Source organism: Agrobacterium larrymoorei, assembly GCF_013322225.1.
Taxonomy (GTDB): Bacteria; Pseudomonadota; Alphaproteobacteria; order Rhizobiales; family Rhizobiaceae; genus Agrobacterium; species Agrobacterium larrymoorei_A.
Genome location: NZ_JAAMFB010000012.1, coordinates 72,499 through 98,266, shown reverse-complemented (window position 1 = coordinate 98,266; position 25,768 = coordinate 72,499). Strand labels below are relative to the sequence as shown.

Annotated in this window: 22 protein-coding genes and 1 tRNA gene; 8 read left to right on the top strand and 15 right to left on the bottom strand. The window is 54.9% G+C overall.

The genetic code is table 11. From position 1 onward, the window contains the following. Positions 1–57 precede the first annotated feature (57 nt). Positions 58–2,568, bottom strand: a complete 2,511-nt coding sequence (locus tag G6L28_RS07640; RefSeq protein ID WP_425292662.1) for a mechanosensitive ion channel domain-containing protein — start codon at positions 2,566–2,568, stop codon at positions 58–60. A 219-nt stretch (positions 2,569–2,787) separates the two neighbouring features. Here G6L28_RS07640 and G6L28_RS07635 point away from each other — a divergent pair, with 219 nt between their 5' ends. The 4 genes from G6L28_RS07635 to G6L28_RS07620 all read left to right on the top strand — a co-directional run bounded on the left by G6L28_RS07635 (position 2,788) and on the right by G6L28_RS07620 (position 4,435). After that, positions 2,788–3,039: a GlsB/YeaQ/YmgE family stress response membrane protein gene (locus tag G6L28_RS07635; protein ID WP_174063188.1), complete on the top strand. Its 252-nt coding sequence runs from the start codon at positions 2,788–2,790 to the stop codon at positions 3,037–3,039. 159 nt (positions 3,040–3,198) lie between these two features. Further along, positions 3,199–3,274 (top strand) — tRNA-Lys (locus tag G6L28_RS07630). Positions 3,275–3,855: 581 nt separating this feature from the next. Beyond that, the gene (locus tag G6L28_RS07625) at positions 3,856–4,068 is read left to right on the top strand and encodes a hypothetical protein (RefSeq protein ID WP_174063187.1); all 213 of its coding nucleotides are present in this window, start codon (positions 3,856–3,858) and stop codon (positions 4,066–4,068) included. A 181-nt stretch (positions 4,069–4,249) separates the two neighbouring features. Then, positions 4,250–4,435 carry a hypothetical protein gene (locus G6L28_RS07620; protein ID WP_174063186.1) on the top strand — a complete coding sequence of 62 codons (186 nt, stop codon included), beginning with the start codon at positions 4,250–4,252 and terminating at the stop codon, positions 4,433–4,435. Positions 4,436–4,638: 203 nt separating this feature from the next. On the opposite strand, the gene G6L28_RS07615 is transcribed toward G6L28_RS07620, so the two are convergent. Both G6L28_RS07615 and G6L28_RS07610 read right to left on the bottom strand, forming a co-directional pair. After that, positions 4,639–4,887, bottom strand: a complete 249-nt coding sequence (locus G6L28_RS07615) for a hypothetical protein (protein ID WP_174063185.1) — start codon at positions 4,885–4,887, stop codon at positions 4,639–4,641. 92 nt (positions 4,888–4,979) lie between these two features. Further along, complete coding sequence (locus tag G6L28_RS07610) at positions 4,980–5,141, bottom strand: hypothetical protein (RefSeq protein ID WP_174063184.1); 162 nt, start codon at positions 5,139–5,141, stop codon at positions 4,980–4,982. A 252-nt stretch (positions 5,142–5,393) separates the two neighbouring features. Here G6L28_RS07610 and G6L28_RS07605 point away from each other — a divergent pair, with 252 nt between their 5' ends. Both G6L28_RS07605 and G6L28_RS07600 read left to right on the top strand, forming a co-directional pair. Then, entirely contained in the window at positions 5,394–6,167 is a 774-nt protein-coding gene (locus G6L28_RS07605; RefSeq protein ID WP_174063183.1) for an NAD kinase, read from the top strand. 11 nt (positions 6,168–6,178) lie between these two features. After that, complete coding sequence (locus G6L28_RS07600) at positions 6,179–6,658, top strand: hypothetical protein (RefSeq protein WP_174063233.1); 480 nt, start codon at positions 6,179–6,181, stop codon at positions 6,656–6,658. Between the two features lies 1 nt (position 6,659). Here G6L28_RS07600 and G6L28_RS07595 read toward each other — a convergent pair whose 3' ends face one another. The 4 genes from G6L28_RS07595 to G6L28_RS07580 all read right to left on the bottom strand — a co-directional run bounded on the left by G6L28_RS07595 (position 6,660) and on the right by G6L28_RS07580 (position 12,383). Further along, positions 6,660–7,130: a cysteine hydrolase family protein gene (locus G6L28_RS07595; RefSeq protein WP_174063182.1), complete on the bottom strand. Its 471-nt coding sequence runs from the start codon at positions 7,128–7,130 to the stop codon at positions 6,660–6,662. A gap of 72 nt (positions 7,131–7,202) precedes the next feature. Continuing rightward, positions 7,203–8,334 (bottom strand): peptide chain release factor 2 gene (prfB, locus tag G6L28_RS07590; RefSeq protein WP_174063181.1). Its coding sequence is split into 2 segments (ribosomal slippage): positions 7,203–8,264 and positions 8,266–8,334, totalling 1,131 coding nucleotides; the frame shifts between segments, so codons are not numbered across the junction. A 99-nt stretch (positions 8,335–8,433) separates the two neighbouring features. Then, positions 8,434–10,863: a penicillin-binding protein 1A gene (locus tag G6L28_RS07585; RefSeq protein ID WP_174063180.1), complete on the bottom strand. Its 2,430-nt coding sequence runs from the start codon at positions 10,861–10,863 to the stop codon at positions 8,434–8,436. Positions 10,864–11,180: 317 nt separating this feature from the next. Further along, a complete protein-coding gene (locus G6L28_RS07580; RefSeq protein WP_234902493.1) occupies positions 11,181–12,383 on the bottom strand; it encodes an N-acetylmuramoyl-L-alanine amidase in 1,203 nt (400 codons plus the stop codon). A 709-nt stretch (positions 12,384–13,092) separates the two neighbouring features. Between G6L28_RS07580 and G6L28_RS07575 the strand changes: the two genes are divergently transcribed. Beyond that, positions 13,093–15,993, top strand: a complete 2,901-nt coding sequence (locus tag G6L28_RS07575; protein WP_174063178.1) for an Rne/Rng family ribonuclease — start codon at positions 13,093–13,095, stop codon at positions 15,991–15,993. Between the two features lie 106 nt (positions 15,994–16,099). On the opposite strand, the gene G6L28_RS07570 is transcribed toward G6L28_RS07575, so the two are convergent. Beyond that, the gene (locus tag G6L28_RS07570; RefSeq protein WP_174063177.1) at positions 16,100–16,801 is read right to left on the bottom strand and encodes an ArsR/SmtB family transcription factor; all 702 of its coding nucleotides are present in this window, start codon (positions 16,799–16,801) and stop codon (positions 16,100–16,102) included. 122 nt (positions 16,802–16,923) lie between these two features. Between G6L28_RS07570 and G6L28_RS07565 the strand changes: the two genes are divergently transcribed. Beyond that, a complete protein-coding gene (locus tag G6L28_RS07565) occupies positions 16,924–17,571 on the top strand; it encodes a LysE family translocator (protein ID WP_174063176.1) in 648 nt (215 codons plus the stop codon). Positions 17,572–17,662: 91 nt separating this feature from the next. On the opposite strand, the gene lpxB is transcribed toward G6L28_RS07565, so the two are convergent. The 7 genes from lpxB to rseP form a co-directional block, all read right to left on the bottom strand. Further along, on the bottom strand, positions 17,663–18,847 hold the full coding sequence (gene lpxB / locus G6L28_RS07560) for a lipid-A-disaccharide synthase (protein ID WP_174063175.1): 1,185 nt from the start codon (positions 18,845–18,847) through the stop codon (positions 17,663–17,665). Further along, entirely contained in the window at positions 18,844–19,710 is an 867-nt protein-coding gene (locus G6L28_RS07555; protein ID WP_174063174.1) for an LpxI family protein, read from the bottom strand. Before G6L28_RS07555 ends, lpxB begins: the two co-directional genes overlap by 4 nt. Positions 19,711–19,713: 3 nt before the next feature. After that, on the bottom strand, positions 19,714–20,526 hold the full coding sequence (gene lpxA, locus G6L28_RS07550; protein ID WP_174063173.1) for an acyl-ACP--UDP-N-acetylglucosamine O-acyltransferase: 813 nt from the start codon (positions 20,524–20,526) through the stop codon (positions 19,714–19,716). Next, positions 20,523–20,990 (bottom strand): 3-hydroxyacyl-ACP dehydratase FabZ, encoded by a 468-nt coding sequence (fabZ, locus tag G6L28_RS07545; RefSeq protein ID WP_174063172.1) that lies wholly within the window; start codon positions 20,988–20,990, stop codon positions 20,523–20,525. The genes lpxA and fabZ overlap by 4 nt, the downstream gene beginning before the upstream one ends. Further along, on the bottom strand, positions 20,983–22,047 hold the full coding sequence (gene lpxD / locus G6L28_RS07540; RefSeq protein WP_174063171.1) for a UDP-3-O-(3-hydroxymyristoyl)glucosamine N-acyltransferase: 1,065 nt from the start codon (positions 22,045–22,047) through the stop codon (positions 20,983–20,985). Before lpxD ends, fabZ begins: the two co-directional genes overlap by 8 nt. Before the next feature lie 49 nt (positions 22,048–22,096). Continuing rightward, the gene (gene bamA, locus G6L28_RS07535; protein ID WP_174063170.1) at positions 22,097–24,421 is read right to left on the bottom strand and encodes an outer membrane protein assembly factor BamA; all 2,325 of its coding nucleotides are present in this window, start codon (positions 24,419–24,421) and stop codon (positions 22,097–22,099) included. A gap of 200 nt (positions 24,422–24,621) precedes the next feature. Further along, the gene (gene rseP / locus G6L28_RS07530) at positions 24,622–25,755 is read right to left on the bottom strand and encodes an RIP metalloprotease RseP (RefSeq protein ID WP_425292661.1); all 1,134 of its coding nucleotides are present in this window, start codon (positions 25,753–25,755) and stop codon (positions 24,622–24,624) included. Positions 25,756–25,768 lie beyond the last annotated feature (13 nt).

The window sequence follows — 25,768 nt, the reverse complement described above, 5'->3', positions numbered from 1 at the left end:
ATGCAAAAGGCTCGCCGCGACGACGAGCCTTTTGACGATTTTCAAGCTCCGAACCGGTCAGCTGCTGCGCTTGGCTGCGCGGGCAGAGGGCTGTTTATTTCCAGATTCCATTTCGGTTTCATCCATATCATTTTGCTTCGGCGTCTCCTGTTTTGCAGCCGCCGCCGCGTTTGTATGAGAGACGACCGCTTTTTCGCCCTCTTCGGCCAGAAGTGCGGCCAGAAGCTGCGGATTGGTCTCACCTTCCATATGGATATTGAGGTTGCGCTGCGGCATCGGAATGCTGATCCCCTCGTCGCGGAAACGACGCAGGATTTCCATGCGCAGATTGTTCTTCACGGTTAGCCCGTGTGAAAGATCCGCCAGATGGAACCGCAGCTCGAAATCCAGCGAAAAGTCGCCGAACCGCAGGAACTCGACGTGTGGCTCAGGATTGCGAAGCACCGGCGTCTGCTTCTTGACGAGCTCCAGCAGAATATCCATCACCCTTTGCGGATCGGTATCGTAAGCAACGGAAACGGGGATTTCCGCGCGCTGGATGCGATTTCTATGCGTCCAGTTGCCGACAGACGCATTTATGAATTCCGAGTTCGGAACGATGATCGACTGACCACGGAAGGTTTCGATCTCGGTAGCACGAACCGAGAGCCGCTTCACGGTTCCCTCTGTCGTACCCGTCACCACCCAGTCACCCACCTTGAATGGGCGCTCGACGAGAAGAATGAGGCCGGAGACAAAGTTCGAAACGATGTTCTGCAGACCAAAACCAATACCGACCGAAAGAGCGGAAGCGACAAGAGCAAGACTGGAAAGATCAAGACCCGCCGACGAGACACCAAAAATGGCGGCGACGACGACACCGAGATAACCAATGCCCGTGCCGACGGAATTGCGCACACCGGCATCCACCTGCCCGCGCGCCATCACGTTACGATCCAGCCACTTTTGGAACCAGCGTGTAACGATATAGCCAACCGCAAAGACCAGAATGCCGGTAAAAATACTGATCAGCGAAATCGAGGTGTTGCCGACGGAGAAACCGGTCAGCAGGCGATATGCCCAGCTTTCGATGTCTCCCGGCTGAAAGCCCCATGAGAACAGGATGAGCGGCACCCCGAAGGCGAGCGCAATGCCGTATATGCCGAGCCCCGCTGCAAGCCCTGCCTGATCCAAAGGCACTGGCCCTAGTCCGAAACGGCGACCGAGATAGCGGCCTGCGAGTGTTTCGGCAAACGCACCCTGTCTGGAAATCGCCTTGCCGGAGAGTATGCCGATGTAGATCGTCGCAACCACAGCCCCCGTTGCAACGATCTGCGTGGCCAGAAAACGCCCAAGGCCCACGTAACCGGTGAGGCACGCACCAATCAGCAGCAGGCCGCCGACGCGCAGCAGAATAACCAGCCAGCGTGGCATGCGTCGGTTGCCGGTTTCGGCATCCTGCCCCTCGCCGATGACCGGACGCAAAAACGACATCGCAAAGAGAATAACGCCTATGGTTATCGACGCTACGAAGCTCTTCGCCACAGTCAGGATCAGCGGGGAATTCTGCGTTTCGCTGATTGTGCTGAACAGGTAATCAAGGCCATTGACCAGTGCCATCACGAGCATGGCGGAGGAAAGGGTGTGTGCGCCTCGGTTAGAGACCAGCAACAAGCGCCACTCCGGCTGTGTCGGCGCGAAAATGGCGTAGGTCAGTCGTGAAACGAAGTAGACGAAGGCCATGACGGACATGGCGACAAAAACGATCGGTGCAATATCCTCGGTGAGTACACCGAAGTTATCGAGAAAAAATGCCGACGTCACCATAAACAGGAACACGGACAGCGACTGGACCGTCGTAGACCAGAACGCGACCGATAGTCGGCGTAAATAAGATGGTTCGCCTGTAAACGCTCTTCGCTCCATGCGGTGACCAAGAAGGCGATATCCACCGACCAAAAAGAGCAGCGCCGCAAGTACCGACAGCGAAACTGCCCCAAACATGGAAACTCGTTTGTAATTCCAGACGTAGTTTGCCCAGTTCGTCAACGAACTGCTCAGCGCCGATAACTCGCTAACAAACTCCTTTCCGGCCTCACCTAACACAGGAAGAGAGATTTCAGTCCGCTTGAACAGTGTCGCAGCAAAGAGCGAGCGGCGGATCGAGGTGATGTTGTTGGAAAGTCTGGCGGCAGCCGTCGAAACAGCTTCCGCCTGTCCCAGAATTGCGTTGATCTGCGACTTTTCGCTGTTCAGCTTGTTTCGCTCATCCGTAACGACGCTCTGCTCAGGCGGTTGCCCCTCCTTCGGCGGCTCTCCTATAGAGCTCAGGCGACCGTTTATCTCATCTAGCCGGACGCGAAGACTGCTGACCGTTCCATTCGCGTTTCCCGTAAGGTCGTCGGCACGGCCCTTGAGGTCCACGAGTTTGTTATCTTCACCGCTTCCGTTCTCAACATCCTGAGTAATACCAGACAGCGTCGAATTCCATTTTTCGATATCGACTTTTGCCTGCTGCGCGACCGGCAGAGGTGCATCGGGAACGGCTTCATCGGTAACCTGCGCCAAGGCAAACGAGGACAAAAGCATCCAGGCAACGGCGAGCATCGGCAGGTGCCGAAGCGACCTGTTCTGCCTTATCGAAAAAATCATCGTATTGCCTTTCTGCTTCGCCTGATTCATCGCGTCAAAATAATCGGCAACTCGAGGGTTTCAAGCGCCAATAAATCGCAAAACGGGGGAACAAAACGCCCATTCGCGCGATATTAGAGTGACTGACACAGTTATCACGCAAACTTGGAGGACATTATGGAATCTGCTGGGATTGGCTGGATCGCCGCAATCATCATCGGCGGCATCGCAGGGTGGCTTGCCGAACAATTCATGAAGAGCAACATGGGTGTCTTCATGAACATCATTCTAGGAATAATCGGAGCCATCGTCGCCAACGCTATTCTATCCGTCTTCGGAATCGTTTTGGCGGGATGGCTGGGTTATCTGATAGCCGGCTTCATCGGCGCCTGCATTCTCATTGCGATCGGACGCGCCTTCCGGCGTTGACGAAGAAAAATTCTCAACCGCCAAAAGCCCGGTCTTCCGGGCTTTTTTCGTTTATCGGGAAATTTTGGAGGCATAAAAACGAAATAAAATACATTTGCCGCTAGACAACCCAAATGTTCCTCTTTATACGGCCAATCACACCGCCAGACGGCGGGCGGCGGGTGATTAGCTCAGTTGGTAGAGCAGCTGACTCTTAATCAGCGGGTCGTAGGTTCGAGCCCTACATCACCCACCAAATTCCTCTTTATTCTAATGGAACGTGTATGCAAACCGAGTGCGTAATGCTTGGTTTCAGCCTGCGCGGCTCTCGTATGACGTATGCCTCACATGCAACACTAGGCAGGCGATTACGATTATAAATCACACCTAGATATTGCGCTCCTAAAAGCTGTCTTATTTCGCTTCATAATCGCCGACATGAGAACGGTAACAAATCTTCTTCTTTTAATAGGAGGCGTCGCCGCAAGCGGTGCGGTCGCCTTTTTAACGGCCACCGTTATGGCGCAGTCAGGATCGTGCGTCGCGGGAGGGTGTGGGTATGCGACTCTCTTTTTGGCTTTTCCGCTGATCTGGTTCGTCCTGTTTTGCCTGTTCGTCATGGCCATGTTGATCTGGCGGCGGACACCTCACAGAGACTGAGAAACCTGAGCATAAGGGGCAAAGTCTAGTTGACACTGCCTCGCAATTAACCGAGTCTGCCCGGCGCTGGGGGATTCGTAACTTGTGCTGCTCGTCTTATAGTGAGGCAGCGCAGGCATCTGAATTTCCGCGCTTTCTGATTTGGGGGTCAGTTCGCGCGTTAGAATGGAGTGCTGAATGCGCGCTTTGATCAATTCTCCGTCGCTTTCTATCGACACGATGGATTACCAGGCAGAATGCCAATTCGCTCTTGAGCCGTCTATAAACGGGTTATTGGAAAAAGCCGAAGGTGCTGGCTGGGACCGGCAACATGCGGTCCTGGCAATCGTCGCTCTCGTCAGCGGACAAATCTCTGAGGCTGCCTTTGTAGAGGGCCAACCTCTGTCCTGACCTTTGTAAACGTATGTCAATTCGCTTTACATCATGAATGTTTTGAAGCCGGCATCCATACGTGCCGGCTTTTCAGTTTTCCGAGCCTCCTTTCCTACGCCCCATCTTTCGGACACTCGAATACTGCTTGACAAGGAAGATCAAAAATAAGAACATAAAGTGAACAAATGGAGAGCCTGCCATGACGCGAGCGGATGTAGCCATTCAAGATGCACTTAATGTAGTTGCAAAATCTCGTGACCTCAGGGAGCGCGCCGAGGCTCGGCGTCGAGAGCTGCAAAGAAAAACCGAGTTCATGACCGCAAAACCGATTTATATTCTTAAGAAAAATGGTGGCAGGCAGTTGTCGCTCAAACTGGATTCGTGAACTACGGATGTCCGTAGTTATTCGGGCGCGACGCTTGTTCCAGCTTCATTTTGACGCCGGACGCCAGATGATTTTGCGTAAATCGTCTGAGATTTCCGGCAAAGATGGCTTGATGGAGTTGTTCGACTTAGACCTACCAAGCAAAAGTCCCGTGGGATTTTGATCCGCACGGGACATCTTGAAAAATGCGCGTTTCGTTTCGCTTATTGCATGCGCTGAAGAGCGCTCTCCGGCGAAGCCACAGCACCCTGCGTTGCGATGGCCACGCGGTCAGTCTTTTTAAGGATCAACACTGGCTTCTCTACCGGCCCGGTCGGAGGCGCGATGCTGGCGGTTTTAAATTCCCTGTCTACAGGTATGGATGCGTTCACATTGGTGTGGTTGATGCAGTCTGCGAGCGCTGCAGAGGCGGTCATGCCCAGAGCACCTGCGATTATGAGAATTGCTTTCATGTCATTCTCCCTTCGCTATTTTTGTTACCACTATAAGTCGTTGTGCATGCTCTTTGGATTCATTACTTGGGACTAGCCCAAAGGTCGGAAGACTAATTCTTCTGCGTTGACAACGCGCCACGGCATGTTCTTCGGAAGATCATGGCGACATAGGTGCCGCGCAGAGGAATGATCAGCGGCTTGTAGGTTGAGGAAGACGCACTGTTGGCGGCTTCAAGAACTCTGCGGCTATCGGAACTGCTTTGCGACTTCATGTCACCTCTCCTTTTGTTCACAGAACGGGATAGGTGTTGTTTAGTTCCTGATCTCTGACGGCGTGAATCGTAAACAGGCAAAATTAATCATCAACATTTCTTCACAGGCGTGTCATTTTGATCCGATGGTACTTTGCTACCGTTCAAATACTGACTTGTGACAAACTTGTTGAGGTCGTGGGAACGCGGGAAAGAGCTTGTAGGACGACTGCGTATTCATGTACCAAAGATGCCATCAACAAGGGTGGCGGCATGTCGCGTTCAACACAGTCTATTTCTTTCGTTGCGTCATCTGCAGAGCACGCGCAGGCCGCGCGCGAGGAATTGATCGAGGAATACGGCAACGAATCTTTCGAGGGGGCCGACGTTATCGTCGCGCTGGGCGGCGACGGTTTCATGCTCCAGGTGCTGAACGAAACGATGAATTCCGGTAAGCGCGTCTATGGCATGAACCGTGGCTCTATCGGCTTTCTCATGAATGACTATAAGGTTGAACGCCTAAGGGAACGTATCGAGGCCGCGACTGGTAATGATTTTCATCCGCTGCGCATGACGACGATAGACGCTCATGGTGAAGAGTTCTCGGCGCTGGCCATGAATGAGGTGAGCCTTTTCCGTCAGTCTCATCAGGCTGCAAAGCTGCGCGTGGATGTCGACGGCCAGACGCGGCTGGAAGAGCTCGTGTGTGACGGCATGATGGTTGCTACCCCCGCCGGGTCTACCGCCTATAACTTTTCTGCCCACGGGCCAATCCTTCCACTGGAATCCCCTCTCCTTGCCTTGACGCCGGTCAGCGCTTTCCGACCTCGCCGCTGGCGGGGCGCGCTCCTCCCCAACAAAGTCACGGTCGAAATCCACGTCCTCGAGATCGACAAGCGTCCAGTCAACGCCGTTGCCGACCACACGGAAGTGAAATCGGTAAGGACCGTGCGGATTGCACAGTCTCAAGATAGAACTGCGAGAATCCTCTCCGACCCAGACCGTTCATGGTCTGATAGAGTGCTTGCCGAACAATTTACGAACTGATGAAAACGATGATGATGAAAACGCTTCTCGCAGCCGCCCTCTTGTCTGCTTCTTTTGCCCCAGCGCTGGCTCAGACTCGGGATATCGACGCCTTGCCCGTTTCGACCATTTTCGTGACCAGTAGCGGCATGTGGGAGCAGCCCGCCGAAAAAGACGCATCGAACAATGCGGCGGCGAGCGAACCCACCCGCGGCTATTACAAGCTAGTCGCCATGCGTCAGACCGACGGAACGGCAAAGGTTTATCTTCAGCAGATAGCCTATACTGCTAAGGGTCCTAATCTGGTTGAGACGTTGGAACTGGAAGAGTTCACGCAGATGAAGGCTTACGTGACTGATATCCGGTCCGAAAGTTCGTCAGGTGCTTCCACCGCTCCCGGCCTGTTTGTCACTGTCTTCCTGAAGACCGATCCAACGCAAAAGGAAGCCGATGCGTGGACCGTGCTTATAGACGAATTGGGCGACATGAAAATCGAGAAAGCCTCGAATTAAATCAGACAGCAAGTTCGTCCGGGCCGTTAAGCACGGCTCCGAAATGATGCTTCCAGAGGCGTGTGCCGAGTGCGCCGGATCGGTCGAGGCTAGACCCGACGGTGAGCCATGGTAGGAGCGTTGGTTGCAGTCCAGCATCGAAGAATGCAAATCCGGCCGCAAGCACACAGGTGTCTGTCTGAATGCCGCAAACGAGCACGCGATCGAGTTTCAGCGAAATAAGGTAATCGACGGCGTCCTTGGGCGGCGCATAACCATGCTTGATGAATACGCGATCGGCTGGAACGAATGAATCGTCATCCACTCCCGGCTTCCATGCAAGCTGTCGTTCGAAGGGCGTAATATTTTCGTCGTGGCGTTCGACGCTGGCAACGCTATGCATCCGCTTTGCCAGCGATGTTATATCCGTCATCAAAGCGGGCGGCGGGTTAAAGCTCGGCTGAACATCAACGATATACAAAACCTGACGCAACGTAATCTCCATAAACAAAAGCCTCCCGCAACTGTCATCGCGAGAGGCTCACATAATTCAAGACATCAACGTTCAGTCGATATCGGAAACTTCTACATTCGCGCCGCCGCTGATGCGGTGGGCAAGTGCTGCCTCCATGAACTCGTTCAGATCGCCATCGAGAACGTTGCTCGGCGCGGTACTTTCAACACCTGTGCGCAGATCCTTCACCAGCTGGTAAGGCTGGAGAACATAAGAGCGAATCTGGTGGCCCCAGCCGATATCGGTTTTGGAAGCAGCCTGCGCATTGGCCGCGTCTTCCCGCTTCTGGAGTTCGACTTCATAGAGACGCGAGCGCAGCATTTCCCAGGCCTTGGCGCGGTTTTTGTGCTGGGAGCGCTCCTGCTGGCACGCAACGGCAATACCGGTCGGAATATGCGTAATACGCACAGCCGAGTCAGTCGTATTAACGTGCTGACCACCGGCACCCGACGAACGATAGGTATCGATACGGCAGTCGCTTTCGTTGATGTCGATCTGGATCGAATCGTCAACGACGGGATAAACCCAGATCGAAGAGAACGACGTGTGACGGCGCGCGTTACTGTCGTAAGGCGAAATACGTACCAGACGGTGAACACCCGATTCCGTCTTCATCCAGCCGAAAGCATTGTGGCCCTTCACGAGGATCGTTGCAGACTTGATGCCAGCTTCTTCGCCTTCGTGAACTTCCAGAACCTCGACCTTGAAGCCCTGGCGTTCCGCCCAGCGCGTGTACATGCGCAACAGAATGTTGGCCCAATCCTGGCTTTCCGTACCGCCAGCGCCGGAATGAACTTCGACATAGGTATCGTTGGAATCCGCTTCGCCGGAGAGCATAGCTTCCACCTGACGGCGGTTTGCTTCGCTGCGAAGGGCCTTCAGGGCGTCCTCGGCCTCCTTGACGATATCGGCGTCCCCCTCAGCCTCGCCCATCTCGATGAGCTCGATGTTATCATTCACCTGCTGTTCGAGTGATTTGACCCCACTGATGGATTCATCGAGTTGCTGGCGTTCCCGCATCAGCTTCTGCGCTTCGGACGCATCGTTCCAGAGGTTCGGATCCTCTGCCTTGTTATTCAACCAGTCCAGCCGTCTTATTGCCTGATCCCAGTCAAAGATGCCTCCTCAGCAGGCTTATGGCCTGCTTGATTTCGTCGACTACATTCACGATTTCGTTGCGCATTTCGAGAGTATTTCGCCTTTTTTGAAAACTGTTTGCGTGAATAAATGCGAGGGGCGCGGATGTAAAGACCCGCGCCCCTCGCCTTCAGAATTAGCGTGTCTAGTATAGGCCGCCGCCGCCGCCCGTTATCGCCTGCTGCGCCTGCGGAGACGCGCGCAGAATATCCTCCTGCGACATGTAGCCATCCATGCCGATGACCTCAAGCGTGGAAGCAGGGCCGGTACCCGGTTTGAAGGCTTCCATGATGGTGTCCGGCTCGCCCTCCATGGCCGCCATGCCTGTCTTGCGGTTCACGGCAATGAACTGCATTCCGTTCGGCACGATGAACTTGCTTGGCTCGAGATGTTTCTGCGCCTGTGCGATGAACTCACCGAAAATCGGTGCGGCAAGCGAGCCGCCGGTGCCGCCACGACCAAGAGGTGCTGGCGTATCGAAACCGATATAGAGGCCCGCGACGAGGTCTGGAGTATAACCAACGAACCAGGCATCTTTTTCGTCGTTTGTGGTGCCCGTCTTGCCGGCAACCGGAAGGTTGGTCTTGATTTTGCCAGCCGCCGTACCGCGCTGAACGACGCCTTCCATCATCGATGTCACCTGAAAGGCGGTCATCGGGTCCAGAACCTGCTCACGCTTGTCGACGATCGTCGGCTCGTCCTGATTTTGCCAGACGGTCGCGTTGCAGCCCTCACAGGCACGATCTTCATGACGGAAGATAGTCTTGCCGTAGCGGTCCTGAATGCGGTCGATCACCGTCGGCTTGATCTGCTTTCCGCCATTGGCAATCACCGAATAGGCAGACGCCATGCGCATGACTGTCGTTTCACCGGAACCGAGGGACATCGAAAGCAACGGAGGCATCTTGTCGTAGATACCGAAGCTTTCGGCATATTCAGCAACGAGGTTCATGCCCATGTCCTGCGCGAGACGCACGGTCATGAGATTGCGGGACTTTTCGATACCGAGGCGCAGTGTGGATGGACCCGCGACTTCCCCGCCGTAGTTCTGCGGCCGCCAGACTTCGCCTCCGGAAACGACTTCCAGCGGAGCATCCATAACAACGGAAGCGGGGGTATAACCGTTGTCGAGAGCCGCAGCGTAGATAAACGGCTTGAAGGACGAGCCCGGCTGGCGCATGGCCTGGGTCGCGCGGTTAAATTCCGACTGCGCATAAGAGAAGCCGCCGACAATTGCCAGAACGCGGCCCGTATGTGGGTCCATGACAACCATGCCGCCCTGAACCTTTGGAGGCTGGCGAAGCCGGAGATCACTCCCGCCGCCCGACATGGGTTCGACATAGACCACATCACCGGTCTTCAAGACACCTGCCGGAGATTTCGCCGTACTGCGCGCGCCCTTCGAATCGCGATAGGCCCAGCGCATGTTTTCCGGCTTTATGCGACCGCGCGTCTGCTGCGTTTCGCTGTCGCCATCCGGGCGAAGGCCGATATCGACACCTTCAGCCGAAGACGCAAGCACAACCGCGAGACGCCATTCCGGCACGTCACGCAACGGCCTGATCTTTTCGAGTGCCGCAGTCCAGTCGCCGCTGGTGTCGATCTGATCGACAGGTCCGTGGAAACCGCGACGCTCATCATATTCAAGAAGACCGTCCTGCAATGCGCGGCGCGCCTCGATCTGGATCTCGGGGTCGAAGGACGTACGGACGGAAAGCCCGCCCTTTAGCAGGGCATCCGCACCATACTGATCAACGATCTGGCGGCGAACCTCTTCCGCGAAGTAATCGGCCCCAGGCAACTGCGGGCCGCCGCGGCGTACGTTGACACCCAGCGGCTGCTGCTTGGCTTCGTCGGCATCAGCTTTAGTGATGTACCCATTTTCCGCCATGCGGTCGATAACCCAGTCACGGCGCTCAACAGCTGCCTTCCCACGACGGAAAGGGTGATAGTTGGCAGGCCCCTTCGGCAGGGCAGCAAGATAAGCCGTTTCCGCAATCGTCAGTTCGGTCACGGATTTGTTGAAATAGGTAAGAGACGCGCTGGCGATACCGTACGAATTCAGTCCAAAGAAAATCTCATTGAGATAAAGCTCGAGAATCTTGTCCTTGCTATAGGCCTGTTCGATACGGAAGGAGAGAATGGCTTCCTTCGCCTTACGCTCCATTGTCTGTTCGTTCGTCAGCAGGAAGTTTTTCGCCACCTGCTGCGTGATCGTCGAACCGCCCTGGGTGGGGCCACCGGTTACATAAGCAAGGGCGGCGCGGGCGAAACCCGTCACATCGATACCCGGATGCTGATAGAAATTCTTGTCTTCAGCGGAAAGGAATGCAGCCTTCACACGGTCAGGAATAGCCTGAATCGGAAGGAAAAGGCGGCGCTGCTCGGCGTATTCAGCCATTAGAGCACCATTGCCAGCATGCACGCGCGTCGTCACCGGCGGCTCATAGCTGCTCAGAACCGCGTAGTCAGGCAAATCCTTCGTTATCGTCACCAAATAAATGGCAACGCCAGCAGCGACCACGAGAAAGAGCATGCTCGCCAAGCCGAAGAAATATCCAATCAGTCTGATCATATTAGGCTACCGATACTTCGAATCGTAACTTTGCGCCCATATTTCAGGAGCGCATTTTTACATGTAGCGTGCCGTTTTGCACACCGCTTAACGGATGACAAGTCGCTGATAAAAGCATTCCCGCGTATGTTACCGGGAGATCGCCGCTTCTCCAAATGGAAACGAACCCTTCCTGTCGCCGAATCTAGCCTGCGAGTAACGTGGGGAATGTGAGTAAAATAGGGCTTCGGTTTATAATTGAACCCTTAAAGATGCAAAGCCTCAACGGTTTTCACAAACCGTCGCAAAACCGACACAGGTGGTAGTCAAAGGATGGATCATCCGCCATTGGCCAGTGCTTGCGCACGGTAACGTGTCACTGCCGCTGCAAGCCGGTCAGCAACCTTTTCACGCCATTTTTCGTCCAGCAACAGCTTCTCATCATCTGGATTGGAGAGGAACCCCAACTCCAGCAGAACCGAGGGGACATCATGAGCGCGAAGCACCTGAAAACCCGCGTAACGATGGGGGTTATTGATAAGCCCCACCTGCCCCTCAAAGGACGACACGATGTTTTCCGCCAGGGTTACGGAAAACGCCAGCGTTTCGCGACGGGTGAGGTCTAGAAGAATATCTGCCACTTCAGGCTGGGTGTTGGTGACAGCCACGCCAGCAACCTGGTCGGAAAGGTTTTCACGCTCGGCAAGATCCTGTGCCATCCGGTCTGATGCGCGGTCTGAAATGGTGTAAACGGTCGCGCCGCGAATGCCCTTTTGCTTCAACGTATCGGCATGGACCGAAATGAATAGATTGGCATTCTGCTGCCGCGCCAGCGTTACCCGCTCGGAAAGTGCAAGAAACGTATCGTCGTCTCGGGTCAAAAACGCCTTTACACCGGTAATCTTGTTCAGGCGGTCTGAAAGCTGTTTTGCGAATTGTAGGGTGATAACTTTTTCATCCGTACCGCTGATGCCACCTTTGGCCCCTGCGTCTATTCCGCCATGTCCCGCATCCACGGCAATGACGAAATCAGACTGACGGGGAGATTTCGCCAGAATATCCGGTGTAACCGAAGCGGTGGTCGCCGGGGCAAGCGCCTGCCAGTTCTGATTTTTCAGCAGATCGGCAAATTTCTGCTTCGTGGCGATTTCCGTGTCCAGCACAAACCGAAAAACCTTGCCTCCATCCTCTACCTTGGTTTCTGCAACGGCGACTTGAACGGGCTTCTTTGCAGTCAGAACGAGACGGGCACTGTCCTCCCCCATACTGCCGAAGCGAATATCGTTGAAAAGACCGGTGGGCGCTAAATCCTGTGTCGGAAATGCAAAACTGACGGCTGGCATATCAACGACGATTCGCGCCGGTGCATCCAGGTAATGGATTTCAAACTCGGGCTCGGCGTTAAAATCAAGAACAACGCGGGTCCGCGCCTCGTCGCCGATAATGCGTGCAGCATTCGCGACCAACGACGGGGCGGTTTCAGCCGAATGTACACATTCGAACGACAGGGGAGCCGCAAGAAAAGCCGCGCAGATCACCATGGCGATTCGCTTGAAAACGCTTACGAAGTGACGCGTGTCATTCTTTGAATGATTATTTATGGATGCCAGTATCATTTTCGCGTTTCAGTCGTTCGACAGGAGAATTTCGCCTTTTACGGTCCAAATGAAGGCGGCATGGATGTAGGATGGCCTGATTTGCGCGCCCGCGCAACAATCGCAGGCGTTGGTAAAGCATTTCTTAACTGCGAAAATCCATCAATGATATGGCATATTTAGCCTGCCTATTGCTATTATGACAGATAAAACATACAACGAGATTGAGGGTTAAAAGTGTTGACGGGATAGATGCCCGCCGGCTGCCAATCGATAAAGACGCTGGCGCTGCAAATCGGGCAATCATCTGCCGTCTTTGCATTTTTTTCCTGAAACTGGATCAACCGGCCATGGCCGGAATCATACCCGGTGGCATGCCACCGCCGCTCTGAGGAGAGCAATTTCATCGGACCTTTCGGGGTCTATTTATTAAAGTCGTTCTCGCTTGGCCAATGATGTCGTTGCAGCAGCTTTCATATGAACCGGATACATGGAGCAGGCAGTATGCCTTGCCAGTCGTCCGGATGCTGCCAGTTTACATGCGCCGGGCTGGAAACTTCATTTCCGGCACACCCTTGAAAAATGATGAAAGGCCTGTCCTCGTGGCGGGCCTCTTCTCGTATAAGACAGGGCTGCGCCGAGGAGCACAGCTTACATGGCAGACAAAATGCTTATCGACGCCTCCCACGAAGAGGAGACGCGCGTCGTAGTCGTCCGCGGAAACCGGATTGAAGAATTCGATTTCGAGTCGGAACACAAGAAACAAATCCGTGGGAACATCTACCTTGCCAAGGTAACCCGCGTTGAGCCTTCGCTTCAGGCAGCTTTCGTGGATTACGGTGGTAATCGGCACGGCTTCCTTGCCTTTGCGGAAATTCACCCGGATTATTATCAGATCCCGCTGGCCGACCGTCAGGCACTGCTGAAGGCGGAAGCCGAAGAGCATCGCCGCAGCGACGACTTCGAACCTGCAGACGCGCCGAACGAACCCGCCTCCCCTGCCATCGATCTTTCTCAGGCCGATCAGCCGGATGTCGGTATCGTTCCGTTGAACGAGGCCGCTACAGAACAGGCCGTGGCCTCAGAAGAAGTCGTTGAAACCACCGAATCTGCGGCTGAAGAGACCGTTGCAGCCGAAGCCCCTGCTGAGGAAGAGAAGCCGAAGAAGCGCACCCGCCGCCCTCGTGCGAAAAAGAAGGCCGAGACTGAAGAAGCGTCGGCGGAAGCTGCTTCGGACGAAAATGCGGATGAAGACGACAGCAAGGGCGGCGAAATGGCTGCCATGGTCGATACAGATACGATTTCCGAGGAAGTCGAAGGTATAGGCCGCCGTCAGGACGATGATGATGACGACGACGATCATCACGAAAAGGAAGTCATCGAATCTGTTGGCGCAGAAGACGCGATGGAAGAAGTTCCTGATCGCGTTTCGCGCAAGCCTCGCAAGCAGTACCGTATTCAGGAAGTCATAAAGCGCCGGCAGATTCTACTGGTTCAGGTTGCCAAGGAGGAGCGCGGCAACAAGGGTGCTGCTCTGACTACCTACCTGTCGCTGGCCGGTCGTTACTCGGTTCTGATGCCGAATACTGCGCGTGGCGGCGGTATTTCCCGCAAGATCACCCAGCCTGCGGACCGCAAGCGCCTGAAGGAAATCGCTCGCGACCTGGAAGTTCCTAACGGCATGGGCGTCATTTTGCGTACTGCGGGTGCGAACCGCACGCGTGTCGAGATCAAGCGCGACTTTGAATATTTGATGCGCCTTTGGGAAAATGTCCGCACACTGACCCTGAATTCGACCGCCCCTTGCCTCGTCTACGAGGAAGGTTCGCTCATCAAGCGCTCCATTCGCGATCTCTACAACAAGGATATCGGCGAGATCATCGTGTCCGGTGAAGAAGGCTATCGTGAAGCAAAAGACTTCATGAAGATGCTGATGCCGAGCCATGCCAAAGTGGTTCAGCCTTACCGCGACATTCACCCGATCTTTTCGCGCTCCGGCATCGAAGCGCAACTGGACCGTATGTTGCAGCCGCAAGTGACGCTTAAGTCTGGTGGCTATCTCATCATCAACCAGACGGAAGCGCTGGTTTCTATCGACGTGAACTCCGGTCGCTCGACGCGCGAACATTCCATCGAGGAAACGGCGCTGGCAACTAACCTCGAGGCGGCTGAAGAAGTCGCACGCCAGCTTCGCTTGCGCGACCTGGCAGGTCTGGTCGTCATCGACTTCATCGACATGGAAGAAAAGCGCAACAACCGCTCCGTCGAAAAGAAGCTGAAGGATTGCCTGAAGAACGACCGTGCCCGCATTCAGGTTGGCCGCATCTCGCACTTCGGTCTTCTGGAAATGTCACGGCAGCGCATCCGCGCTTCGGTTCTTGAATCCACGACGCAAGTTTGCTCGCATTGCGGCGGCACAGGTCATGTTCGTTCCGAATCCTCCATCGCACTGCATGTTTTGCGCGGCGTAGAGGAATATCTGCTGCGTAATACGACTCACAACATCACGGTTCGCACTACGCCAGACACAGCGCTTTATTTGCTTAATCACAAGCGCGCGACCGTCGTTGATTATGAAGGTCGCTTCGGCGTCGCAATCATCGTCGCTGCGGATGCAAGCGTTGGTGCCCAGCATTTCGCGATCGATCGGGGTGATGCTGTAGAGAACCCGGTAAAGATCGAAAGCCTGTTACAGGCACTGCCGGAGTTTGAGGAAGAAGACGACGATATCGTCATCGAACTCGATGAGGAAGAAGACGAAGAAATCATCGTCAAGGCGCCGGCTAGCGAATCTCGTCCTCAGGCTGAAAATGGGGAAGACGGCAAGCGCAAGCGCAAGCGTCGCCGCCGCCGTCGCGTTAAGGGCAACGGTCAGAATGGCGACGCTCAGGCAGACGCCAATGACGAAACGTCTTCCGACGAGTCAGACGAAGAAGAAGACAACGGCGAAGAGCAGGCTGAAGGTGCAGACGTCAGAGCCGAAGGCGAAGATGGAAGCTCTGAAGACAGCAAGCGCAAACGCCGCCGTCGTGGCAAGCGCGGCGGTCGCCGCAATCGCGATGAAAATGGCGAAACGCTGGAAGTAGAAAATGGCGATGCAGACGAATCCGTTCAGGATGGTGAAGCTGCAGCTCAGGTGGAAAGTGTAGAACCGGTCGCTTCCGTAGACATCGTCAAGGCGGAGCCTGAAACGCAAGCCGTCGTCGAGGAATCTGAAAAGCCTAAGAAGCCGCGCCGCACACGCAAGGCGAAGGAAAAGGTAGAGACGACTGCGGACGCTGAGGCACCAACGGTAACAGCCACGCCTGCACCACAGGAAACTCCAGTTGTAGAAGCGCCTGCGGCATCTGCTCCTTTAGAGCAAGTCGCTGAAGTCTCTACCGAAACCACATCGGATGCAGCAGAAGACGGCACAAAACCTGCCCGCGCCAACCGCGGTGAAAACGTGTCCTCGTCTGGGCCTGTGGTTACCTCCACCGGCGCAGGCGAAAATCCGGAAGGCGACGAACCAAAGCCCCGCAAGGGCGGCTGGTGGCAACGCAAGGGCTTTTTCTAAGCCTAACGTACTCAGTTAAAATCAAAGACCCCGAGAGTTGGAGACAACCTCGGGGCTTTTCTTCACTTACGGATTGCCTGATCGAGCCGATTAGAGAATACAGCAGTCAATCCACTGCGATATTAAATCTGGAAGTAAACTCCGTGCGCCCCGCGTTCGTGAGCCGAAGGACGCGGCCTTTCGAAGAAGCAACGACCCATTCCAGATCAAGAGATCGCTTTAGAATGGCTGCGCCAAGCCAACCGGCTAGATGAGGACGCCGCTCACTCCAGTCGAGGCATGTTCGGCAAAGGGCACGCTTGGACATCCGCGATAGTTCCAGATCAATGCCAAAGTCGCAAAAGAACCGATTTCCGGCCTCCGTGATAACCCCCGCACCATCGGATAGTACCACGTAGCCATTTAAGCATAGGGACTCCGTCAAAGAGGTTCCAAGTCTACCCGCGATGTGGTCGTAGCACGTGCGGGCGAAGCGCATTGCTTCATCCCTCGGACCGTGTGGTCGATACCGTTTAGGGCCCCGAGCAGCAGCAGATGAAAGAACCTCAATAATCTGAGCGACTTCTACGGAGGAAATGCGAAAATATCGGTGGCGACCATGTTGCTTTTCCAAAACTATTAGGCCGCCTTCCTGCAGCTTCGCCAAATGGCCACTGGTGGTTTTAGCGCTTACACCTGCTGCTTGAGCGAGTTCACCAGCTGTCAGCGCCTTGCCGCCCATCAATTCTGACAAAATGTTCGCTCTTGCCGGATCTCCGATCAACGCGGCGATTTCTGCGAGGGCGTTTGCGCTGGCGATATTTGTCATGCCCCAAGATAACGCAGAGGGTGTACCGCGTCATCATTGGATAGTTCGGTCGACGCCGAAACAACGGTGCCCGATCCTGCTGTATGGAAATGGTATTCTGATCAACATAGAAGAATCACACCATGCATGATGACATCATAATATACCTGCCTGGGATATTAATGGCTTACACGGCTTTTCTACTGGGAATAGCCAGCCCCGGTCCCAACGTTCTCGCGGTCATGGCAACATCGATGCGCGTTGGGCGAACTTCAGGCATGGCGCTGGCTATGGGCGTAGCAACTGGGTCTTTATTTTGGGCCGTATTAACAGTGCTGGGGCTCTCAGCATTGCTATCCACTTATGCAGTCACGCTGACTATTATCAAGATCGGTGGCAGCATCTATCTCCTGTGGTTGGGCTTCAAGGCCTTCAAGTCCGCAGCCTGCGCGCACGACATAGAAGCGAAAGAACCAGGCTGGGGGAGAAGAAGCCAATCGGGTTATTTCCTGCGTGGATTGAGCATTCAGATGACGAATCCAAAAGCAGCTCTGACATGGATTGCAATTGTTTCGCTCGGCTTGCAGAGCGATGCACCCGCGTGGGTCGGCATGATCATCGTTCTCGGCACCTCTCTCCTCTCGCTCATTGTACATATATGCTATGCACTTATCTTTTCGACACAGCCAATGGTCCGGATCTATGCCAGATGCCGCCGCGCAATCCAGACGACCCTAGGAGCATTTTTTGCCTTCGCAGGCATCAGGCTACTGATCAGCCGCTGTAAGTGATGATGCGAGATTCTACCGTGGGAATAATCGATCTGTCGATGGAATCACAAAGGCGTGTTGAGCGTATGTTGCTTTCTTGATGGCGACGATCTCAGGCCATCTCTGCCTTCTTCTTGATCGTCTCAACCAAAATCTTCGCTCCGCGTTCGCCCGGCGGCACCTCTGTCGTCAGGCGATCATGCACTAGGGCGAAGCCTTCGAGCATAGCTTGGCGCTGCGCGGTGTTGGAGGAAAGGCGTTCCGCCCAGCGTAGCATGGAGCCTGCGCGGACGACTTCGTTGAAATATTCCGGCACGACCGGGTAGTCGGCAATCAGGTTTGGCAGAGCACCGGTCCAGGTTTTCACGCGTTTGCTGAGCATCGTGAAAATCCAGTCGGTTTTATAAACGGACACGACGGGAACGTTGCATAGCGCCAGTTCCAGGATAACTGTGCCGGATGCCGCGATTGCGGCGTCCGCTTCAGCAAAGCATCGCCATTTGAAATCGCCACTTGTTCCGATTTCGGGCCGAATATCGCTTGGCCACGCTTCAGCCAGTTCACGCACCCGCGCTTCCTGCCGAGGGACGGTTGGCAACACGAATCGGGTCGGACCATTACGCTCTACGAAGGCCGTCGCAGCCTGCTGAAAGGGTTCCATCAAACGGATGGTTTCCGTCGAACGGGATCCCGGCAATAGAAGGATCGTCCGCGGCTCCCTCGTCTGTGGAGGCTTGCGCGATGCCCTTTTCTCCCGAACCGCTAGAACATTCGGATCGACGCTTAAGCGGTGGCCGACAAATGTCGTCGGCGGACCACCAAGACGCTGCATCGCTTCCGGTTCGAAGGGCAAGAGAGCGAGCACATGATCGACATAACCCAGCATTGCCTGAGCGCGATACTCTTTCCATGCCCATACACTGGGGCAAACATAGTTCACCACTGGAAGGTTTGGCAGTACCCTCCTTACCCGTTTGGCAACCCGATGTGTGAAATCGGGACTATCGATGATCAACAGCGCATCGGGCTTTGCGGCAATTATCGCGTTTGCCGTTTCCTTTATGCGGGAAATGAGTTGTGGAAGTTTCTTCAGAACCTGTGTGAAACCCATGATCGACAATTCGGAATAGTCAAAAAGCGAGGTCAAGCCTTCTGCTGTCAGCTGCTCTCCACCGACGCCGATGAGCTCCACCGCCCCGTCATGCTGTTTTTTAAGAGATCCAACCAGATCGGCGCCGAGCAGATCGCCTGAGACTTCCCCAGCCACCACGGCAAGCTTCAGAGCGCCTTCGGTCACATCATGTCTCCCTCAAGAGCCGTGTCTATACCACAAACAAAAAGACCTGCTTCATCGGCGGCCTTCAACATGGCCTCACGATCAAGAATGAAGGCGCGCCCCGCTTCCACCGCTATTCCGGCAAGTCCGGCTTTGGCAGCGTTCTCTACCGTCGAAGGACCGATTGTGGGTAGATCCGCACGAACATCCTGCTGTGGCTTGCATAGCTTGACCAGAACGCCCTTGCGGCGCGCTGATATTCGTCCCGCAGTGCGCAGCGCCGCCACGCGCTCCAGCATTCCATCGGTCCCTTCAACCCCCTCCGTAGCGACTATTCGTCCGCCTACGGATACTGCACCCTGCCCTATGTCCAACATGCCGAGAGCCAGTGCAGCCTGAGCAGCCTTTTTGGTGTCCCTGCGATCGTCGTCATTCGGTTTTATCTGCCCAAGCGGGCCAGTGGTTGCAAGAAGTGCTGGCGCGATCTCATGCGCTCCGATAACGCGAGCACCCTGTGCCTCAATGAGACCGATCACCATTTGCAGGACCGTGTCATCACCGCCTGACAAAAGCGTGCGGATGATCGACGGCATTTTAGCGATCATCTTGAGATTGGGGCGAATCTCAAGCCATTCAGGACGGCGTGAAACACCGCCGGATAGAACGACACGGTCTATTCCATGTGAAAGAAGAAGCTGACCAAGCCCTTTCACATCCCCCACACTGATCGCAACATTCTCGAACTGCGACCAATCGAGGTCTGCTTCATTTTGTAAGCGAATGATCAGCGGGGTTTCACCTGCCTCCTGCGCGGCCAGAGCCACATAGTAGGGAAGAAAACCGCTACCGGCGATGATCGCCAGACGCTGGCCGCTGTGCTTCATTGCTTACTTACCGCGGTTTGGCGACGAGATCGCGCGGTCGTTAGCTTCTGCTATGAAATCGATGATTTCGAGCGCCTGGGCGCAGTCGACATAATCGTCGCGAATGGCAGATGCACTCGTCCGCACATTGCCCTCACCCTCGAATATTTGCTTATATGCGCGGCGAACCGTATGGATATCGGCACGCTCGATGCCCGCACGCGTCATTCCAACGACGTTCAGGCCGCTTAGCACGCCAGGGTTTCCATTCAGCATGCCATAGGGAATAACATCATAGCTGACTGCGGAAAGCCCACCGATAAAAGCCTGCCTTCCAATTCGAGTGAATTGATGCACGGCACATCCACCGCCGAGAATCGCCTTGTCCGCGATCGTGACATGACCCGCGAGCATGACGTTGTTCGACAGAATGATCTCATTTCCGAGAATGCAATCATGAGCGACGTGCGAATTGGCAAGGAACAGATTGTTGCTCCCCACAATCGTCTTTCCACCGCCATCCGAACTGCCCGTGTTCATCGTCACGCCTTCACGAATGATGCAACGCGCCCCGATATCCAGCGTGGTCTCAGATCCATCATGACGAATAGCCTGTGGCTGCCCGCCAATGACCGCCATGGGGTGGATGACTGTTCCCTCGCCCACCACTGTCCGGCCGGTTACGACCGCATGGTTGAGCAGCTTGACTCCGTCCCGCAATGTCACTTTAGCACCGACGTGGCAAAACGCGCCGATCTCGACGTTCTCACCAATGATCGCGCCATCCTCGACAACGGCCATGGCGTGGATCTTGGCAGAAGCCGCAACGTTACTCATTGCTGGTCCTCGGGGATCATCATTGCACCGATATCCGCTTCCGCGACCAGAACGCCTTCAACCTTTGCCTCACAATGGAATTTCCATACATTGCCGCGTTGACGCTGCTTGACGACATGGATCTGGAGACGGTCTCCAGGCACGACAGGTTTGCGGAAACGCGCGTTGTCGATTGTCATGAAATAGACGAGATGGCCACCCTCACCCTGGTTGCGCGCGCAGATGGCACCCGCAGTCTGAGCCATGGCCTCAACGATCAGGACGCCGGGCATGATCGGGCGATCCGGAAAATGGCCTGTGAAATGCGGTTCGTTGACTGTCACATTCTTAATACCGATAGCGGATTTGTCACCATCGATATCGATGATCTTGTCGATCAGCAAAAAGGGATAACGATGCGGCAGCAGCTTCATCACCTCTAGGATGTCAGCCGCGCCAAGCGTCGTTTGCGTCTCTTCAGACATTCTTCTCTCCTGTTTTCTTATCTCGTTCCTCGGCGCGCGCCAGGATATCCGCCATGTCGCGCAGGAAGTGTTTAATTGGTCTGGCCGGAACGCCGCCATACTTTGCACCGGCAGGAACGTCTGCCACGACGCCGCTCATCGCGGCGATCTGCGCACCGTCGCCAATAGTGATGTGCCCGTTGATCCCCGCAGCGCCGCCAATCATTACGCCATCACCGATGCGTGTACTTCCGGCAATGCCAACACCGCTGACGATGCCGCAATGGCGGCCGATACGAACGTTGTGGCCGATCTGGACCTGATTATCGATCTTGGTGCCTTCGCCGATCACAGTATCGTCCATAGTCCCACGGTCGATGGTCGTATTGGCACCGATTTCGACATTGTCCTGAATGATGACACGACCGATCTGTACGATCTTGATCATACCGCGCGGACCGGGCGCATAGCCAAAGCCGTCCTGTCCAATGCGGGCGCCATTGTGAATGATCACGCTATTGCCGATAAGGGCAGACAAAACACTCGCACCGCCTGCAATGGTGCATTCACGACCGATCTGAACATCAGCGCCCACGATGGCGCATGGACCGATCCGCGTGCCAGCGCCAATGTGCGAATTCGCACCGATTACCGCCATCGCTTCAACAACAACGCCTGGTTCAAGCCTCGCCGTCGGATCGATATGGGCTGTAGGCGATATCTCGGAATCGTGAAAAAGAACCGCAGACGGCTTCATCGCGGAAGGATGAAGTAGCTCACCCGCTTGGGCGAAAACCGTATGGGCATTCTTCGTAATTAAAGCCGGAATGTGTGGAGGTAAAAGGCTTTTCAGCGCTGCGTCGCAAATGACCGCAGCTGCTTCGCAAGTCAGTAACTCATCTCGATTCTTGCGGGACAGGATGTAGCAAAGCTGGTCGGCTTTTGCCCTGTAGACCGGCGCTATAGACCGAACGATACAATCACCGGCTGCTTCATCAGACAGTTCCGCCCCAAGACGGTCTGCGATATCTTTCAATCGCATGCCATCGTGAGGCGGAAAAAATGCATTGTATTCCATCAGACGGAAACTCCAGAACGTTCAAACTCGCAGTTCTGGACTGCCGATATCAGAAAGTGTTGGACATGCCAAACTTGAAGTTCTGCACTTCGTCGTAGTCTTCTTTCATGAACGGCACTGCGTAGTCGACACGCAGCGGGCCGAACGGCGAAGCCCACATGATGCCAATACCGGCAGAAGCGCGGATAGAGCTGTCGTCCTGAACCGACTCAGTAGCGGAAACTTTATTGCCATACAGAGTACCCGCGTCCACGAAACCGGCCAAACGAAGACCAAAATCTTCCGGAACGCCCGGCATAGGAGCCGTCACTTCGGCAGACGCGGCAAAATAGGTCGTACCGCCGATTGCGTCATCACCAATACGCGGACCAATACCATCATTTTCAAAACCACGGATCACGCGTCCACCAATCTTGAACTGATCGAACACCAGCAAGTTGTCGCCTGTTGGAGCAACATAACCAGCCTGACCGGTAAGAGAGCCGATGATGTCGTACTCGTCAGACAGGGTGTGGTAGTAACGAGCCTTAGCGTAAATCTTGTAGTACTCAGAATCACCACCGAGACCTGCGAACTCATTCGTCAACGCAGCCTGCCAGCCTTCACGCGGCATATTGCGATCATCAAGAGTATTGTAGGCGATGGTGTTGGAAATAATAGATTGAGTCCAGTCGCCACCTGCGATAAGCGCACGATAAGGAGAAGCGAGGTTATTACCTACGTTCCAATCGCCGCGTCCATCATAACTGATCTCCTTATACGTATACTTGAACGTCGTCGCGAGATTTTCCGTGATCGGAGCGGTTACGCGAAGTGCAAAACCTTGCTCGTCGTAATCATAATAGTCTTCGCTCGAGCTCTGGCTCTTGAACAGGTCGAAACCAGCGGCAAGACGATAACCCAGGAAGTAAGGTTCGGTGAAGGACAGGTTGTAGCTACGCGCATCATCCTGACCTGCACCCGCTGCGAGGCGAATGTACTGGCCGCGACCGAGAAAGTTCTTCTCTTCGATAGACGCTTCGAGAAGCGCACCGTCGTTCTGCGAATAGCCCGCACCGATACCGAAGGAGCCAGTTGCCTGATCTTCGACGTCTACGACGATGACGACGCGATCAGGTGCGCTACCCTGCGACGTGCCGATATTGACCTTGGAGAAGTAACCCAAAGCCTCAAGACGACGCTTGGCGGCAGAAACAACGGTCTGATTAAACGCATCGCCTTCGCTGATGTCGAACTCACGACGAATGACATAGTCACGAGTACGGGTATTACCGCGAATTTCGATACGCTCGACATAGGCGCGCTCGCCCTGGTCTACGATATAGGTAACGCCAATGGTGTTACCAGCCAGATCACGGTCGCCACGTGGCGTTACACGTGCGAAAGGATAGCCTTCAGCAGCAACGCGCTTGGAAATAGCTTCCATGCTCTGCTGTACTTCCTTGGCGCTGTAGCTGGAACCCGAGCGGGTTTCTACGAGACCCTGAAGCTCGGCACCATCAACTCCAGAAACGGTCGATTCGACAGCGACGTTACCGAAAGCGTAGCGCTGGCCTTCATCGACAGTGATCGTGATCGTGTATTCGTTGCTCGCTTCGTCAAGTACTGCATCGGAAGACAGCACGCGGAAGTCGGCATAACCACGGTTGTAATAGAACTGGCGCAGCGCCTCTTCGTCGGCGCGCAGCTTGTCGCCATTGTAAACGTCCTTACGCGTCAGGAACGACAGCATGTTGGACTTCTTGGTGTTGATGACAGCAGCAAGACGGCCATCGCTGTAGGCATTGTTTCCGACGAAATCGATGCGCGCAATCTTGGTGCGCTCACCTTCATTGATCTGGAAAGCAAGATTAACACGACCCTGACCGACCGGAACGACCTGCGTCGTTACTTCGACGTCGCTACGACCAATGGCAGCATAAGCTTCCTTGATCCGTGCAATGTCGGCGGAGACGAGGGTCTGATCATACGGTCCGAGAGACTGGGTCTGAACAATGCCCTGAAGCTTGTCGTCCTTGATCTTACGGTTACCGTTGAAAACGACCTGATTGATCAGATTGTTTTCAGCAACCGTGACGACGAGCGTGCGGCCCGAAACGCTCATGCTGACGTTGGAGAAGTATCCCGTCGCATAAAGGCGCTTCACCGATTCATCGATATCAGCATTGGAGAAATTCTGACCGGGCGCGATCGTTATGTTGGAACGGACCGCATCCGCACCGGAACGCTCAGCGCCGCGTACATCGATTCTGCTGACAACAGCCGCATTCGCAACACCGGCAGAAGCAAGTACCCCCACAGCTGCGACCGAAGAAACACCAGCAGACAGCGCAACCGCCGACACCGCGTTCAAAAATCTTGAACCAGCCTTCATATTCAACTCTTACCTTTTCCCGTTGTCCCTCAGCGGGCAGAACCCGACTCCGGCCATCTGCGTCGTTTTACCTGCTTTTCCTCTACAAGCAAGCCCGACCGTTAATTTCTGTTTACTTCGCAAGCCACCGTGACCCAATCGCCACTTTGGCATCAAAACACGGTAAACAATTTCTTAAAAAAACAGCTAAAAGACGTCCCTTAGCCGATCAAGCTGCTGATATCGTTCCAAGTGGCAAATACCATGAGGCTAAAAATCATTGCCATGCCGATGCGGAACGCAACCTCCTGCGCACTTGAACCGAGGGGTCTGCCACGCACCGCTTCAATCGCATAAAACACCAGATGCCCCCCGTCCAGAACTGGAACAGGCATCAGATTGAGAAGTCCGATTGACACCGAAAGCACTGCTGCCAACTGAATGACGGCGGCCACGCCGAGCGTCGCCATCTGGCCTGAAGCCTGCGCTACACGAACCGGACCGCCGAGCTGATCGGCATCCATGCGGCCGGTAATAAGATTGCCTATATAGTTGAACGTACCCGTGATGATGTGGCCTGTTTCCCGAACACCTTCCCACACGGCTTCCGCTGGACCGTAGGTAACATGGCGGAAATTGCCTCTGGTTTGATCGGTTACGATGCCGATGATTCCAAGCTCGATCTTGTTTCCAAATTGATCCGTCGTCTCGGTGCGGGTTGGGGTCATCGGCAGGGATAGCTCCTGCCCGTTTCGCTCCACCGTTACGGCAATCTGTGTACCGGGACGAATGCTGACATATCGGCGCACATCCTCGAAAGTAACCACTTTCTCACCATCAATGGCAAGCAGCCGGTCTCCAGGCATAATCCCGGCGGTCTGCGCAGCGCTATCGGGACGAACTTCCGACACAACCGGATCTGAAATCGTGCGTCCGTAGATCGTAAACAGAGCTGCAAAAATGAGAATCGCCAGAATGAAATTGGCGATAGGACCGGCAGCAACCGTTGCAGCCCTTTTCCACAACTTTGCGCCCTGTAGGGTATGCGCCCGCTCTTCAAGAGTGAGCCCGGTAAGACCATCGCTATCCGGCTTACTGGAAATGTCGTCATCGCCGAAGAACTTGACGTAGCCGCCGAGGGGAATCGCGGAAAGCTTCCAGCGCGTGCCGCGCTTGTCGGTAAGGCCGACGAGTTCAGGGCCAAAGCCGACAGAAAAAGCTGTGGATCGAATGCCGCACCAGCGACCGACGAGGTAATGGCCCATCTCGTGGACGAAAACCAGCAGCGACAGAACAAGGATGAACGGCACCATGTAGCCGGTCAAAAAGCCAACCGCATTCATCACCACATCCATTCTGCCCTGCCCT

What these genes read in the sequence shown, in the direction of transcription:
- G6L28_RS07640 (WP_425292662.1), bottom strand. Translation starts at nt 2,568, where the DNA reads ATGCTTTTGTCCTCGTTTGCCTTGGCGCAGGTTACCGATGAAGCCGTT.
- G6L28_RS07635 (WP_174063188.1), top strand. Translation starts at nt 2,788, where the DNA reads ATGGAATCTGCTGGGATTGGCTGGATCGCCGCAATCATCATCGGCGGC.
- G6L28_RS07625 (WP_174063187.1), top strand. Translation starts at nt 3,856, where the DNA reads ATGCGCGCTTTGATCAATTCTCCGTCGCTTTCTATCGACACGATGGAT.
- G6L28_RS07620 (WP_174063186.1), top strand. Translation starts at nt 4,250, where the DNA reads ATGACGCGAGCGGATGTAGCCATTCAAGATGCACTTAATGTAGTTGCA.
- G6L28_RS07615 (WP_174063185.1), bottom strand. Translation starts at nt 4,887, where the DNA reads ATGAAAGCAATTCTCATAATCGCAGGTGCTCTGGGCATGACCGCCTCT.
- G6L28_RS07610 (WP_174063184.1), bottom strand. Translation starts at nt 5,141, where the DNA reads ATGAAGTCGCAAAGCAGTTCCGATAGCCGCAGAGTTCTTGAAGCCGCC.
- G6L28_RS07605 (WP_174063183.1), top strand. Translation starts at nt 5,394, where the DNA reads ATGTCGCGTTCAACACAGTCTATTTCTTTCGTTGCGTCATCTGCAGAG.
- G6L28_RS07600 (WP_174063233.1), top strand. Translation starts at nt 6,179, where the DNA reads ATGATGAAAACGCTTCTCGCAGCCGCCCTCTTGTCTGCTTCTTTTGCC.
- G6L28_RS07585 (WP_174063180.1), bottom strand. Translation starts at nt 10,863, where the DNA reads ATGATCAGACTGATTGGATATTTCTTCGGCTTGGCGAGCATGCTCTTT.
- G6L28_RS07580 (WP_234902493.1), bottom strand. Translation starts at nt 12,383, where the DNA reads ATGGTGATCTGCGCGGCTTTTCTTGCGGCTCCCCTGTCGTTCGAATGT.
- G6L28_RS07575 (WP_174063178.1), top strand. Translation starts at nt 13,093, where the DNA reads ATGGCAGACAAAATGCTTATCGACGCCTCCCACGAAGAGGAGACGCGC.
- G6L28_RS07570 (WP_174063177.1), bottom strand. Translation starts at nt 16,801, where the DNA reads ATGACAAATATCGCCAGCGCAAACGCCCTCGCAGAAATCGCCGCGTTG.
- G6L28_RS07565 (WP_174063176.1), top strand. Translation starts at nt 16,924, where the DNA reads ATGCATGATGACATCATAATATACCTGCCTGGGATATTAATGGCTTAC.
- G6L28_RS07555 (WP_174063174.1), bottom strand. Translation starts at nt 19,710, where the DNA reads ATGAAGCACAGCGGCCAGCGTCTGGCGATCATCGCCGGTAGCGGTTTT.
- lpxA (WP_174063173.1), bottom strand. Translation starts at nt 20,526, where the DNA reads ATGAGTAACGTTGCGGCTTCTGCCAAGATCCACGCCATGGCCGTTGTC.
- fabZ (WP_174063172.1), bottom strand. Translation starts at nt 20,990, where the DNA reads ATGTCTGAAGAGACGCAAACGACGCTTGGCGCGGCTGACATCCTAGAG.
- lpxD (WP_174063171.1), bottom strand. Translation starts at nt 22,047, where the DNA reads ATGGAATACAATGCATTTTTTCCGCCTCACGATGGCATGCGATTGAAA.
- bamA (WP_174063170.1), bottom strand. Translation starts at nt 24,421, where the DNA reads ATGAAGGCTGGTTCAAGATTTTTGAACGCGGTGTCGGCGGTTGCGCTG.
- rseP (WP_425292661.1), bottom strand. Translation starts at nt 25,755, where the DNA reads ATGGATGTGGTGATGAATGCGGTTGGCTTTTTGACCGGCTACATGGTG.